At 45.0% G+C, this 14,372-nt stretch carries 14 protein-coding genes; 7 read left to right on the top strand and 7 right to left on the bottom strand.

All coding sequences use genetic code 11. From position 1 onward, the window contains the following. Positions 1-19 precede the first annotated feature (19 nt). Positions 20-415 carry a VOC family protein gene (locus tag GVO60_RS02655; protein WP_159651043.1) on the top strand — a complete coding sequence of 132 codons (396 nt, stop codon included), beginning with the start codon at positions 20-22 and terminating at the stop codon, positions 413-415. A gap of 82 nt (positions 416-497) precedes the next feature. Here the strand turns inward: GVO60_RS02655 and GVO60_RS02650 are convergent, their stop codons facing one another. Further along, positions 498-1,190, bottom strand: a complete 693-nt coding sequence (locus GVO60_RS02650; RefSeq protein ID WP_159651042.1) for an MOSC domain-containing protein — start codon at positions 1,188-1,190, stop codon at positions 498-500. 84 nt (positions 1,191-1,274) lie between these two features. Between GVO60_RS02650 and GVO60_RS02645 the strand changes: the two genes are divergently transcribed. Further along, on the top strand, positions 1,275-2,084 hold the full coding sequence (locus GVO60_RS02645; protein WP_159651041.1) for an AraC family transcriptional regulator: 810 nt from the start codon (positions 1,275-1,277) through the stop codon (positions 2,082-2,084). Between the two features lie 30 nt (positions 2,085-2,114). Here the strand turns inward: GVO60_RS02645 and GVO60_RS02640 are convergent, their stop codons facing one another. After that, a complete protein-coding gene (locus tag GVO60_RS02640) occupies positions 2,115-2,597 on the bottom strand; it encodes an Lrp/AsnC family transcriptional regulator (protein WP_159651040.1) in 483 nt (160 codons plus the stop codon). Positions 2,598-2,717: 120 nt separating this feature from the next. Between GVO60_RS02640 and GVO60_RS02635 the strand changes: the two genes are divergently transcribed. Beyond that, a complete protein-coding gene (locus tag GVO60_RS02635) occupies positions 2,718-3,317 on the top strand; it encodes a LysE family translocator (protein ID WP_159651039.1) in 600 nt (199 codons plus the stop codon). Positions 3,318-3,460: 143 nt separating this feature from the next. Here GVO60_RS02635 and GVO60_RS02630 read toward each other — a convergent pair whose 3' ends face one another. Continuing rightward, positions 3,461-4,546, bottom strand: a complete 1,086-nt coding sequence (locus GVO60_RS02630) for a methyl-accepting chemotaxis protein (protein ID WP_159651038.1) — start codon at positions 4,544-4,546, stop codon at positions 3,461-3,463. 328 nt (positions 4,547-4,874) lie between these two features. On the opposite strand from GVO60_RS02630, the gene GVO60_RS02625 reads away from it, so the two are divergent. From GVO60_RS02625 to GVO60_RS02615, 3 genes are all read left to right on the top strand, one after another. After that, positions 4,875-6,260: a TldD/PmbA family protein gene (locus GVO60_RS02625; protein WP_159651037.1), complete on the top strand. Its 1,386-nt coding sequence runs from the start codon at positions 4,875-4,877 to the stop codon at positions 6,258-6,260. Next, positions 6,260-7,603 (top strand): TldD/PmbA family protein, encoded by a 1,344-nt coding sequence (locus GVO60_RS02620; protein WP_159651036.1) that lies wholly within the window; start codon positions 6,260-6,262, stop codon positions 7,601-7,603. Before GVO60_RS02625 ends, GVO60_RS02620 begins: the two co-directional genes overlap by 1 nt. Before the next feature lie 163 nt (positions 7,604-7,766). After that, positions 7,767-8,795: a S66 family peptidase gene (locus tag GVO60_RS02615; RefSeq protein ID WP_159651035.1), complete on the top strand. Its 1,029-nt coding sequence runs from the start codon at positions 7,767-7,769 to the stop codon at positions 8,793-8,795. Between the two features lie 82 nt (positions 8,796-8,877). Here the strand turns inward: GVO60_RS02615 and GVO60_RS02610 are convergent, their stop codons facing one another. After that, on the bottom strand, positions 8,878-9,663 hold the full coding sequence (locus GVO60_RS02610; RefSeq protein ID WP_159651034.1) for a substrate-binding periplasmic protein: 786 nt from the start codon (positions 9,661-9,663) through the stop codon (positions 8,878-8,880). Positions 9,664-10,173: 510 nt separating this feature from the next. On the opposite strand from GVO60_RS02610, the gene GVO60_RS02605 reads away from it, so the two are divergent. Further along, complete coding sequence (locus tag GVO60_RS02605; protein WP_225874889.1) at positions 10,174-10,491, top strand: hypothetical protein; 318 nt, start codon at positions 10,174-10,176, stop codon at positions 10,489-10,491. Between the two features lie 261 nt (positions 10,492-10,752). On the opposite strand, the gene ahpF is transcribed toward GVO60_RS02605, so the two are convergent. The 3 genes from ahpF to GVO60_RS02590 form a co-directional block, all read right to left on the bottom strand. After that, a complete protein-coding gene (gene ahpF, locus GVO60_RS02600) occupies positions 10,753-12,321 on the bottom strand; it encodes an alkyl hydroperoxide reductase subunit F (RefSeq protein ID WP_159651033.1) in 1,569 nt (522 codons plus the stop codon). Positions 12,322-12,470: 149 nt separating this feature from the next. After that, the gene (gene ahpC, locus GVO60_RS02595; protein ID WP_005374632.1) at positions 12,471-13,028 is read right to left on the bottom strand and encodes an alkyl hydroperoxide reductase subunit C; all 558 of its coding nucleotides are present in this window, start codon (positions 13,026-13,028) and stop codon (positions 12,471-12,473) included. Positions 13,029-13,250: 222 nt separating this feature from the next. Then, complete coding sequence (locus GVO60_RS02590; RefSeq protein ID WP_371862430.1) at positions 13,251-14,303, bottom strand: ElyC/SanA/YdcF family protein; 1,053 nt, start codon at positions 14,301-14,303, stop codon at positions 13,251-13,253. Positions 14,304-14,372: the final 69 nt, after the last annotated feature.

Genomic DNA, 14,372 nt, shown 5'->3' with positions numbered 1-14,372 from the left:
TGTCAGCAAGGAGAATACTATGATCGAGTTTAATGCGATGTTTCCCGTTATGGTGACGGAAAATCTAGTCCAAGCGAAAGCCTTCTATGAAACGTTTTTTGGCTTTGAGTCGGTATACTATCAGGAAGGCTTCTATTTGCATTTGGTCTCAATGGAAAATGGTGTGCAACTGGGGTTCTTAGTGCCTAACCACCCCTCTCAACCAGAGTTTTTGCATCGAATTATGGACCCGAATGGCTATGTGATCAGCTTAGAGGTCAAAGATGCCGCGAAAGCCTATGTACAGGCGCAAGAGTTTAATATGACTATCTCTATGCCTTTAAAAGAAGAGGCATGGGGGCAGATTCATTTTATGGTTGAAGACCCATCAGGCATCAACATTGATATTGTTCAGCATCAGGCGGTTGTTGAGTAGTTATTTAACGGCGGATTTGCTCACTAATGAAAGCTCGGTAAGGTTCGAGCTTTCATTATCTATCTTTACGATTAAGTTGAATTTACTCGGCAGTAGGGCCAACCAAGCGCATTTCCCAATCTTCCACTTTGCCTGTTTCTAGGCGACGCTCAATCAGTGCTCCCCACGATTCGACTAGTGGCAGTTCAGCCAGTTGACTCAGTTCTTGTTTGTCTAGACTACCTGTAAATACGGCACCCATGATGCGAGATATCGGCCATTCTGGATAAGGCCTCTCACACAGAAGAATCTCGTCACCTGCACCGATATCACCTTCTTCTAACACTCGGAAATACCAACCTGTTCGAAGTGTGTCTTGCACTCTTTTTGCCATATCGTTTTGATCAAAGCGCACGTTGAGCTTCCAGCAAGGCATGCGCCCTTGGGAGACTTCCAGCAGGGTTGAGCCAATGCGAATCTTATCTTTCAAGCAAATGGATTCTTCAGTAACACCGCTGGAGCTTAGGTTCTCTCCAAACGCCCCAGCAGATTGGAAAATTGCTTTTTCGCCGAGCTCTTGCTGCCAAACAGGGTAGTGTTCACTTGGGTAAATATGAAGGGCTTTTTGAATGCCGCCATGAAAGCGAGGATCGCCTTGCTCGTCATTGGTAAACCCAAGTTCTGTCGTGTGCTGACGTTCATCTACGATTAGCTTGTTGATGGCACTTTTCGCACCATGGGCAAAGGCCACCGTTTTTCCGGTCAATACGCTATTGATGACACCAATCTTGTTCATATTCCTTCCTTTTCGGCTCAACCTAATCTGTAAATCATGATAGCCTAGCTAATCTTTGTCAGAGTAGGGATGTAAGGACAGTTAATGATGCTAACCCGCCAAATCGATTCTCACTCCGGTGTCTTAACGTCAAATGAGATGATGGCTGCCAATCCTCACTCACCGGCACTGGTTAAGACCATCGACATGCCTAAAGGTTACATTGATGCGATGCACCAACATACTTGGCATCAAGTCATTTTCCCGATCAAAGGGCTATTGCAAACTAAAACCGATCACTACCAACACCTTGTGCCCCATACGTCTGCGTTGTTTGTGCCTGCCGGTATTCAACATGAATCCATTGCGCTAAGCCATACGACATTTGTAGGTATCTATCTGAACCCTGAGTTTGGTACTGAGTATGAACATCAAGTGCGAACCATCACTCTCACGCCGTTTTTGAACGAGCTGCTACAGGAAATACGCCGCCAATGTGAAGGAGTGGTGGGCGATGAGGAAGTATCGCGCTTGCTTGGCGTACTACACGATCAAATCATGAAAGATAACGTGCAGACCTTTCAGTTACTGCTGCCAGAAGATAGGCGCTTAAAGTTGATATTCGAAGCGTTGACCGACACGCCAGCATTAGATTGGTCACTCAAAGAGTGGGGAGAAAAAGTGGGAGCATCCGAGCGAACTTTGTCGCGCTTGTTCTCCAAAGAATTCAACACATCGTTTCAGTTGTGGCGGCAGCAAATTCGGCTGATTTATTCACTGTCTTTACTCGACGAAGAATTCTCTATCCAAAGCATTGCCGACCAAGTGGGGTATCAAAACGACTCTTCTTACATCAAAGCGTTTAAAGCGTATTTTGATGTCACCCCACAGCAGTTTCGCGTTAATGGTCGATGAGGAGAATGAGAGTTGCCGAACCTTCAGAGGCTACTCCAATGGTAATTGAAAGGTGCTTTTTATCTCTTTCACCGAGACATTGGATTGAATGGCGCTGACGCCTTTGACGCGCCTCATCGAGCTGATGCGTTCAAAATATTCATCGAGATCATGGGCAACCACTTGAACGATATAGTCTGCGCCGCCCGCAATGCAGTGGCACATTAGAATCCAATCGGCCTCAGCGACAAAGTCTTCAAAGGGCTCGGTGTTTTCGACTTCGTGGCTGCCGAGGGTCACAAGCGTAAAACCAGAGACTTGAAAACCGAGTTTTTTACGGTTTAGCTTCGCGGCGTACCCTTCAATGTAACCTTCTTCTTCCATTTTCTTCCAGCGACGCCAGCACGGGGTCTCACTCAAGTTCACTGTTTCGGCGAGTTTGGAATTGCTCATACGGCCATCTTTCTGAATATGTTCAAGAATGGCGAAATCGGTACTATCTAATTCAAAATTGGTGGATTCTTTCTTTTTCATGGTTAAATTGGAAATATTTTGCTCAAATTCATTTCTATCGTAGCGTAGATAGCAATTTTCTTTCTACCCAAATCGTTAAACTGTTTCCCATATCAAATATTTTCTAATGGGAGAGAGTCAATGGACGCTCATTTGTTGGCTGCATTTCTGTTGTTTGCCGTTTCTATTTCTTTGACGCCGGGGGCAGGCAACGTCGCGCTGCTAGGCATTTCAAGCCGACACGGTTTTTCTGCAACAGTGCCGTTTGTATTGGGCAATGCCGTGGGAGTTATTCTGATGTTGATTGGTGCCAGTGTCGGACTCGTCAGTTTGTTTACCCTTTATCCTGGCTTATACATGGTTCTGAAATGGATAGGTGCGGCTTACTTGCTCTATTTGGCGTGGTCGATTGCTACAATGGAACTTGATGATAATTCCAATGCGAAAAAGTCCGGCTTTTTATCCGGGGTTTGGGTGCAAATTCTTAACCCAAAAAGCTGGGTTGCGTCTCTAACCGTTTTTTCTCAATTTATCTCACCGAACGATGACTACTTGGTTCAAGTGGTGATTATTATTAGCGTGATGGTGATAACGGGCGTGCTTGGAATGTTTGTTTGGGCTTATTTTGGCACTATGTTGAATCGCTTTATACAGTCGCCACAAAAGGTGATATGGGTAAATAGAGGTATGGGGAGTTGTCTCGCGTTGGTGGTGGTGTTTATGCTTAGTCAGCCCGTTTAGGTGGTATTGTAAAGGGATGACATTAGTCATCCCTTTAGGTTTAGTTAGGACTCACCCAACTGCGGCATGCAATTGAGGCGATTTAACGATGAACGAGGCGCCTTCTCTTCACTATCTGAATGGAGGAATAATAGCTATCGTGTTTAACTTGCGACAATCTCATCCATCAATCGGTCGATTTGCCTTACAACTTGCTCACTGGCTTCTTCCATCGAATTGATCGAAGCCGCCATTGCAGGCATGTTGCCGGATTTCGCTTGATTCATTGCGTCACGGCCATTGTCATGTACGTTTTTGTGGGGCTCTTCAAGTAATGCATAGCTCCGTAGCCCACTGTAAGCTTTGCCGTCACCACGGTAGTACCATTGACCTAAGCGACACTCAGAGTAGCTATTGACGGTTTCTCCGAACGCGCCTTTTTGTAGTAGGCGGTAGATGTTGTTCTTCCAGATTGCATGGTCGAGCTTGACTGTATCTAAGAATGCACGAGTTGAGGCAATATGTATGACTTGCTGCATGTGCTCTGACTTCACCACGACTTCGTTGACGATGGAGCCAATTTGAGCCGAAGAGGTTGAAACTTCTTCTGCACAAGTCTGGTTTTCATCAATAGAGGCCTTTATTGCATTAACTTGAGTGAGCACTTGGTTCACTAACGAGTCAATCTGTTCACTTGCCTCACTGGCTTTACCTGCTAGGTTTCTAACTTCGTCGGCGACGACGGCAAATCCTCGACCTGCTTCGCCAGCCCGTGCGGCTTCAATTGCTGCATTCAGAGCAAGTAAGTTGGTTTGGTCTGAGATTTCTTGAATAGTAGAGACTAGGTGGGAGATAGAAGTGGCAGTGTTATCCAGTATTTGCACAGACTCTATACTTTGTGATGCTTGGGAGCTGATTTTTATCGCTCGGTTATCCAATCGCGATAGTGCCTGATGTGTTTGCTTAAACATCTCGTCTAGTTGTTTAAGCTCTTGGTTTTCGTGTGCCATAGATTGTGCACTTTCTACCATCTCATCGCGGATTGCCTGAATCATACTGCCGCCTTTTAGGCTGCTCGACATCAGATCATCACTACTGCCGTGGTCACTCTGAGCGGTTTCAAGACGGTTGTTAGCTTCACCAAGTTGCCTGCGAAGATCTTCGATATCGCTTTGGTGCTGCTTATTTAACGCGACTAACTCTTCCTTCAGCGCTTCATTTTCTGCTTTTACTTTACCCAATCCAAACATAAAACCTACAAATGTAACGAGATATTATAAAATTAATACTAATTTAGTTGAGTATCTTATTCACAATAAAGTTTAAATGTTGCGCGCTTAAATCACATTTTTTATAGGGAAATAGCGATGGTGTTGTCTTGAGGGGAACCTACTTTGGTGAATATGGCGTAGATCGCAACTCATTGCTTTTAAGAATTAATAGAAGGGTTCTGCATTTAAAAAATGTTAAAATCCTGCGCATTGCCTTTCCTCTAAAGTGAATTCAATCTTTGTGGGCTTTTTTAAGAAAGCTCTCAGGAGTGACAAGGTTAGGACGTTCTACAAGCAAGGAGATTTCATGCTTAATTCTGCAACAGCGAAATCGGTGATCGACCATGCCCTATTTTTAGGCGCTGACTTCGCTGAATTATTCGTTGAACACCATCAAACCAATACGGTTCAAATTGCTTCTGGAGAAGTGGATAAGGTTAACTCAGGTATCGATTTTGGTATTGGTATTCGTCTTTTCTTCGGCCTAAAAGTGCTTTACGGCTATACCAATAGTACTGATGAAGCGGAGCTAAAACGTGTTACATCGCTATTAGCAGCGAAGGACAAGCGCGATCAGATAGCGAGTGCAGGTGCTCTAAATCTAAACCGCTATCCTGTTCAACACGCTTGCCGTATGCCATTGAGTCGTGATGCCAATCTAGATTCTAAAATTGCTTTCTTGCTTAAAGCTGATGAAGCAGCCCGCGCTGAAAGTGAACATATTAGCCAATTTATTGGTAGTGTGCTTCAGCGAGAGCAGCAGGTGACGATTTTTAACTCAGAAGGCTTGCACGTTGATGACACGCGTCATTACATTCGCATTGCAGGTAATACGGTCGCGCAAAAAGGTACGGAGCAATCTTCCGGTTCAGAAGGCCCGGGTGCGCTGTCTGGTTGGGAGTTTAGTGAGCAATTAGACGCACGCGAGCTAGGCCAAGTGATTGCTCAGCAAGCGCTGGTTAAGCTCGGCGCAGATGTGTGTCCGTCTGGTGAGATGCCTGTCGTGATTGGTAACGGTTTTGGCGGCGTTATCTTCCATGAGGCGTGTGGTCATTTGTTAGAAACGACTTCTGTTGCGAAGAAAGCGTCTGTATTCCACGACAAGATGGGCGAAGTGATCGCACATAGCGCTGTGAGTGCTGTTGATGACGGCACCATGACTAACGAGTGGGGCTCTATCCATGTGGATGATGAGGGGATGCCAACTCAAAGAACTCAATTGATCAAAGATGGCAAACTTACCAGCTTTATGGTCGATAGAATGGGCGGCAACAAAACCGGTTATGAACCAACGGGTTCTGGTCGTCGTCAAAACTATAAGTTTGCACCAACATCCCGTATGCGTAACACCTTTATCGAAGAGGGCGAACATTCATTAGATGACATGCTGGCCGGCATTGAGCGTGGTGTCTATGCCAAGAAGCTGGGCGGTGGTTCTGTACAACCGGGTACAGGGGAATTTAACTTTGCTGTGCGAGAAGCTTATCTAATTGAAAACGGCAAAATCACTAAGCCGCTAAAAACAGCCACTTTGATCAGTACTGGGCCGAAAGTCCTCAAAGAGATCAGCATGGTGGGTAAAGATATGGCGCTTGCTCCAGGTATGTGTGGATCGGTAAGTGGTTCAGTGCCTACAACAGTCGGTCAGCCAACGCTGAAAGTTGATAATATTTTGGTCGGAGGCGGTAACTAATGAGCCAAGAACAACAACTTCTTAATGCCGTTGATTACGTCCTATCCGAAGCAAAACGCCAAGGGGCAGAAGCGGATGTGATCGTAAATGGTAGCAACAGTTTTTCTTTAAAAGCGAACCAAGGCCAATTAGACGAGTACAAGGTCAGCTCCAGCCAAGTGCTTGGTGTTCGCGTGGTCAAAGATGCTCGCGTTGCAACGAGCTACTCTGAATCATTAGAGCATCCAAGCTTAGATTTGATGCTGACTAACGCCCTGCAAAGCGCGCGATTCTCTAAGCAAGATGAGCACCAAACAATCCGTTGTGCAGAGAGCAAAATCACCACTGAGGTTGCAGAAATCGCGCAGCAAGATTCCGCTTCGGTAGATGAGAAAATCGAACTTTCTTTGGCCTTAGAGCAGGGCGTCGTTTCTAGACCTCACGCTTCTAGCTCACCGTACAATGGTTATGGCGATAGTGAGACTCTTTCTATTATCGCTAATACCCAAGGAACCTTGTGTCAGCACTTTGAGCGCGCTTTCCACTGTTATGCGTATACCTTGTTTGAGAAAGGTGGCAAACAATCGATGGCAGGCAAAATGTCGTTAGGGCGTCGTTTTGATGAGTTAGATTCGACTTACTGTATCGAAGAAGGTTACAACCTAGCTCGTGATTTGATTGATGGCGCGCCAGTTGCAACGGATAACTACCCAGCCATTTTCCACATCAATGCGCTTAGCAGTCTATTTGGCGCGTTTGGTAGTGCATTTTCGGGTGTCAGCGCAATGAAAGGCATCACGCCACTGGGTGACAAGTTTGGTCAACGTGTTGCGAGCGAGTTGATTACCTTGACTGACGCTGCGTTTATGCCAAATGGTATGGCTATCGCTAGCTTTGACAGTGAAGGTTTTGCTTCGCAAGACAATATTCTTATCGCCAATGGTCAGTTGAATACCTTACTTCACAACAGTCAGACGGCAAGCTACTTAGGCGCGGTTTCTACCGCTAGTGCTTCTCGCGGCGCGAAATCGAGTCTTGATGTTGCGGCAAACCATAGAGTGATTGCAACTGGTCAAAGCAGCGCGTCAGATGTAAAAGCAGGTGAGTACCTAGAGCTTGTTGAACTACAGGGTGTTCACTCTGGTGCGGATGCGGTAAGCGGTGATTTCTCATTTGGTGCGAGTGGTTTCTTGTGCCGAGATGGACAGCGTGTTCAACCAGTACGTGGCATCACGGTGGCGGGTAACTTCTACAAGATGCTGCAAGAGGTAGAGGCGGTGGGTGATACTCAGCTTATCAACGATAGCCGAACTTTCTTTGCGCCAGATGTTCGTTTTGCTCGTTTGAGCATAGGCGGCAAGTAAACCTGCTCTTAGTTATTTGTGCATTTAACGCGGATTTAAGCCCTAATAAGAAAGCCAGTATGATCGCTCATACTGGCTTTTGTTTTGATGCCTATACACAGCATTGCAATCTTTATTGGAAGTGGGTACTTTCAAAGCTAGCTTGAATTAATGAGGAAAAACAATGAAGTATCCTAATCCCTTGTGTCAAGGAAGCACCATCGCTGTCACAGCGTTTTCGTCGGGTATAGCTAAGGAACATCAACCAAGGTTTGACCTCATTAAGCAACACCTAGAATCCCAAGGTTTCAACGTGGTTGTAGGAGGCTGTTTGTACGGCCAACTTAAACATGTCAGCGCACCTATAGAGCAACGCCTAGAAGAGCTAATGGCGTTTTTGTTAGATGATGAAATTGACGCCATTTATCCACCTTGGGGTGGGGAGTTGGCGATGGAACTACTTCCCCTCATTGATTTTGCCAAACTAGAACATGTAAGGCCGAAGTGGATCTTAGGCTTCTCTGACATCAGTACCATCGCTGCTGTATTTGCCAGTAAGCTTCGTTGGGCTACGGGTCATTGTTCTAACTATATGGATCTAGCACCCGAAGCGACTGATCCTCTTACTTCCAATACGCTCAACTACCTAATGACACCAACTGGCGAGAGCTTCTCTCAACGGGCTTCCGGTTCCTACGCAAGTCAGTGGCCAGATATCGCTAATTATCCTGCATCCGGAATATCAACTGATACATCATCAAACTGGAAATGGCTTGTTAAGCCAGAGTCTGGTTTAGCTGTTGAGGGGCGTCTTATCGGTGGTTGTTGGGATACGTTGCTGCACCTGTTTGAGACTGAGTATTTGGATCTTAAAGCGTTGTCCCGAGATTACCCTGAAGGCGTGCTGCTCTATTTGGAAAACGCGGAGATGTCACCTACTGACGTCGCACGTACGCTGCTTAGCATGAAGTTTAAAGGCGTGTTCAAGCATATAAACGGGCTACTGCTTGGCCGTAGTGCAGTGCCTGAACCAACCGATGAAGAGGCGCTGACTTACCATGACGCGATTCAAAATGGTCTGGCAAACATGGGTATTCCGGTTGTTTATGATATGGATATTGGCCATCTTCCTCCAAATCTAACTCTGATCAATGGCTCGCTTGCGAGAGTGAAATTAGATAAAACGGGGACGATTTGTCAGGCACTGAGTTAAGTGAGGCAGACCAAGGTAAGAAGGTGTCAGTGTTTAGCGAAATAGAGATAAACACTGACAGTTAAACAAAGGGTCTTACTAATCATTTCTCTTCCGCTAAGTACTTTGTCATGTTGTTAGCGATAACCTTATCTCGGATCTCGCCTATGACTCTCCATATCTCTTTTACTAATGCTGGATTATCTTCAGCCATTTTAGGGCTAAAAATCAGATAGTAATCTTTGGTAGATATAGGAAGGGTAACTTTTTCGATGTTGTCCAAATTATTTTCATCAATATAACTATTGGCAATGTTACTTTGGACGGCAACAGCGGTTAATCGCCGTTTGCTTAACATCTCGAATAATTTTTCTGTACTCTCTTTTTCAAGAGTATTTATTTTATTCTGCTTCAATTTCTTAATGATTGAAAAGCCAGTATGAGCTCCAACTAAGGTTTCTTCGGTCGATTCCAGTTTTGCCCCGTCCCACTTTAGTGACTGGTCTTTCAGTTTGTAAAAAAAGTAGTCTAATGTTGCGATACGTAATGCGCTGTCGGCTTTTTGTTCTTTCATTGGGTATTTTGCATATTGGGCACGTTCTTGGTTGTAAGAAAAAATAAAACCGCCGTCCACTTGGTTGGTTTTAATTTGGTTTAGAACTCTTTTTCCAGGCAATCTTACATAGTTGATTCTTAGATTTAGCATGCTCGCGGCTTGTTCTATGACATCAAGCGATAAGCCGGGAGGTTCAGCGACAGAGGTTCCATTACCCATTTGAAAGGGGAAAGATTCCACATCAGAGTATGCAAGAGTGATTGTCTTGGTTGTTGCAGCAAGTGAACTAGTGGAGCCTAGCAGTATTACTAATATTAAGAGTAGAAAGCGCATTAGGCGTGTCCTAGATTAGGTTCTTCTTATATATATCAGTATAGAGTGAGGACTATCGTATGAGTATTAATTAGCGATGAAATATCGATGTTCATTGTGAATGGTTTTCAAAAATTAGCCGATGAAAAAACAGAGTATTCTTTCGCGGTGAGTAATAAATGAAGGCCTGATTTGGATCATTGTAAGTGATTAATTTAAATTAGCCTGGCTAAATATCTACCACTTCAATGGAGGGTGAAAATTTCACTTACCGATTGAAAATAAAAACAAAATTCATTAGTTAGAGTGAATACTTCGAAAATACCGAGTAAAAATGCAACTTTAAATTACTTTTTCAGTAAATGCTCTCAAGATAGCTTGAATGGGACACAACAAAATAATCAGTATAAATATGAATAATTTGAATGTTCCTTCTGCTGCCGTTGCTTTTTCAGAGTTGTCTACGTCTAGTCGCGGTTGCAAGCACTGCGCCCAAGCTTATCCGTTGGGTTCTACGATTGATTGGAGGCAATGATGATTTTAACCGGTGAATTAAAAAAAGTCGGCTCTATTGTTAGCAGCTTAGTGGATATCGTTAAGAAGCATGGCGTAGAGCTAAACAGTGAGTCAATGTATTACATCAGCAAAACCTTTAAAGAAAAAGTAATCCCTTGCAGCCGCAATGTGCATTACTACCTCACTCTTAGCAATGATGTAGGCGATATCTTAATCACTAAAATTGTCCATGCGAGCAACTCCATCGACATCGGCTTCAAAGACATTTATGGCAACAAACTCGCCTATGCCACGATCACTGATAAAGGCGAACTTAAAGAGTATCGCTTGTAATTGAGTCAAACCCTGCAAATGTACAGCTATTCATTTGCAGGCGTTTTTTGCTCATTCCTGAATTACAGATACAGCAATGTAGTCATTCAGTTGTTATGGATGCCAATCACTTGCCCCAAAACCAAAAAAGCCAGCAGTGAATACCTGCTGGCAATACTTTGGGCTTCCAGTTTTTGTTTTATTTCTTATCATCAATTTCTACGGTGCCCCGATGGATTTTGTTCAAACCCACACCGTATGTTTTGCGACAAATTGTTAAGATTAACCTTGCTTACGGATTAGGTAGTCAAATGCGCCTAAGCTTGCTTTTGCACCTTCACCCATCGCAATGATGATCTGTTTGTAAGGAACGGTTGTTGCGTCACCGGCTGCGAAGACACCTTCTAGGCTAGTATCGCCACGGCTACCGACTTCAATCTCACCGCGCTCAGATAACGCGACTTCTGAATCTTTTAGCCATTCTGTGTTTGGTACTAGACCGATTTGAACAAAGATACCTGACAGTTCAATCTCTTTGATTTCATCTGTGTTGCGGTCTTTGTACTTCAAGCTTGTTACGCGAGTACCATCACCCACAACTTCAGTAGTTTGCGCCATCGTGATGATGTCTACGTTTGGTAGTGAGTTCGCTTTGTCGATAAGCACTTGGTCTGCGCGAAGTACGTCAGCAAATTCAAGAACCGTTACGTGTTCTACGATACCAGCAAGGTCGATAGCGGCTTCGATGCCTGAGTTACCACCACCGATAACCGCAGTTTTCTTGCCTTTGAACAGTGGACCATCACAGTGTGGGCAGTACGCGACCCCTTTGTTGCGGTACTCTTGCTCACCCGGAACGTTCATTTCACGCCAGCGTGCACCCGGGCTAAGGATGACACTCTTACTCTTCAGCGTTGCGCCGCTTTCAAGTTGGATGTGAATCAAACCGTCTTCTGTGTGTGCTGCGCCCATTAGCTTCTCAGCTTGCTGCTCAGTCACAACGTCTACGTCGTATTCTTTTAAGTGCTCTGCTAGGTCAGTTGCCAGTTTTGGACCTTCAGTACGTTTTACCGAAATGAAGTTCTCAATTGCCATGGTGTCCATCACCTGACCACCAAAGCGCTTGGCGACAACGCCAGTGCGAATACCTTTACGAGCAGCGTATAGAGCTGCCGCGCTACCACCAGGGCCACCGCCGACTACAAGTACATCGTATGGGTCTTTTTCACTTAGTGCTTTCGCTGCTTTCTCGCTCGCGCCATCATCCACTTTGTTTAGGATTTCGGTTAGAGACATACGGCCTTGACCAAATAGTTCACCGTTCACGAATACACTTGGTACGGCCATGATGTCGCGCTTTTTCACTTCATCTTGGAACAAACCACCGTCGATCATGGTTGCTGTTATTTTCGGGTTGATCGCCGCCATCATGTTGAACGCTTGAACCACGTCCGGACAGTTTTGACACGACAGTGAAATGAAGATTTCTACGTCGAGATCTTTGTCTAGTGCTGCGATTTGCTCAATCACTTCTGGTTCTAGTTTGATTGGGTGACCGCCAGAGTGAAGCAGTGCCAATACTAGAGAGGTAAATTCGTGACCCATTGGTAAGCCAGCAAAGCGCAGTGATGTGCCTTTCGCTGGGTTCGTTACCGCCATCACTGGTTTACGTGCACTTGCGTTGTCGTCACGTTCAACGGTGATTAGGTCGCTCATCTCTGCGATTTGGTTTGCTAGAGAGAGAATGTCATTCGATGCCTTGCTTTCATCTAGGCTAACCACTAAACGTACTTCTTGTTTTACGTTAGCCAGATATTGTTTGAGTTGTTGTTGGATCGCTTGGTCTAACATAGTTGTTAATGCCTTAATTCAATGGTTACTCTGGATAAAATCGGAGGGAGAGAGCAAACCAGGCCGAAGGTCGTCAAAGTATCTAACCCGGAATGCTCTCTTTATTTAGCTCCCATCAGCATGTCAGATAGGAGCTTAAATTCAGTGGCTTAGATTTTGCCAACTAGGTCTAGAGATGGTGCTAGTGTCTCTTCACCTTCTTTCCATTTAGCTGGGCAAACTTCGCCTGGGTGCGCTGCTACGTACTGAGCCGCTTTCACTTTGCGTAGTAGGTCTTCTGCGTCACGACCGATACCTTCAGCAGTGATTTCCATTGCTTGGATAGTACCTTCTGGGTCGATTAGGAAAGTAGCGCGGTCTGCTAGGCCTTGACCTTCACGCATCACACCGAAGTTGTTTGTGATGTTGCCTGTTTGGTCACCAAGCATGTAGTACTGGATCTTGCCGATTGTGTCAGAGCTATCGTGCCACGCTTTGTGAGTGAAGTGTGTGTCAGTTGATACTGAGTAAACTTCAACGCCACGTTTTTGTAGCTCTTCGTAGTGGTCTGCTAGGTCGCCCAGTTCTGTTGGACATACAAACGTGAAGTCTGCTGGGTAGAAGAAGAATACTGCCCATTTACCTAGAACGTCTTGTTCTGTTACTTCAACGAATTCGCCGTTTTTGTACGCTGTAGCTGCAAATGGTTTGATTTGAGTATTAATCATAATTTACTTTCCTTTGAATGTTTTAAGCTGAGCTGTTGTTGCTTTCGGAAAGTATATTCGCATCGGAGTGTGTTTAAGGAAAATCGCTTGTAACTATCCTATTGATAGCCATTTCCTATTTCACTTGATAGGTAATTTCGATGTATAGGCTGTTTTGATAGGTTTGGTTAAACAAATGATGGTGAAAAGCCTGCGATTGCAGGCTTCTGATTCAACGTGTTTCTATCGAGATTCTAACGGGTAAGAGCGATAACTCCACATGCCATAAGTACGTAGGGCATCACGGTAGATACCGAGCAGCTCGCCATCACTGGCCTTGGCTAAGTCTTTCAGTGGCTTGTCTGGGTAGCTTACTGTATCAAAGGTGATGCCTTGCGGGCCGGTTTGCCAACTGGCTACTTCAAACAGTGTTTGACCTCGGCGAACGTGGCTTGCTGAACTAATGATCGTGGCGTGTTTGATATTATGACGAGCCAAGGCATAGCTGCTAAACAGAGCGTTACCGACGGTGCTGGTGGCATAGTTTTCCTCGATGATACGATCTTTATTGATACCTTTTTGAATCAACCAATCAGCCATCAATTTGCCTTCGGTTTTGTAATTTTTAGGCACACCACCAGTCAAAATGATTAAGGCATTTGGATTCGCTTTTGCCATTGCCAGAGTCGTTTCTAGGCGTTCGACCAAGATTTGATGCATAGAACCGTCTGGGTTGAGAGCGTAGCCTAACGTGATGATTGCGCCTTTTTCATCCAAGTAGCCTTTGTCTGCAGTTTCTTTTAGAGGTGTGGCTAGTACACGATCCACGGTATCAAAGATGCGTTGGATGTCAGCCGCTTTACCATTGTTGAGTTTGGATAGGGTCATCATGTGCTTGTCTGATTCCGCCTGATTACCTTTGAATCGCTGCCAAACGGCTAGATAAGCGTGGAGATCGACGTCATCAGGAGCGGTAGAAAGAGCTTGCTGAAATAGCTCAACCGCTCTATCAACATTTTTGTTGTAGATTTGCGCGTTCGCAGCTGAGATCAATAAATCTGTTCTGTAAGGTTCAAGTTGATACGCCTGCAACAATCGCTCGGTGACAATCTCCATATTGCTCGGCATCTTCGCCGTAAAACCAGCGTGAGAAATCCGAGAAGGGGATTTGAAGGCGACAACTGCATCACTTAACAATTGGTCGACAATTTGGCGCTTGGTAACGAGCTGAGAATAGTCAACCGGGGCTTGAATGACGGCAGTTTCATTGGCATAGGTAGGGAATGTTGCAGACATCGCAACTAAGCTGCTAAGAGCAATGACAACGAAGTTCTTTTTCATATTGTGACCTCCAGATCCTAGGCA

Source organism: Vibrio atypicus, assembly GCF_009811315.1.
GTDB classification, from domain to species: domain Bacteria; phylum Pseudomonadota; class Gammaproteobacteria; order Enterobacterales; family Vibrionaceae; genus Vibrio; species Vibrio atypicus.
This window is presented reverse-complemented; position numbering and strand designations above follow the sequence as displayed.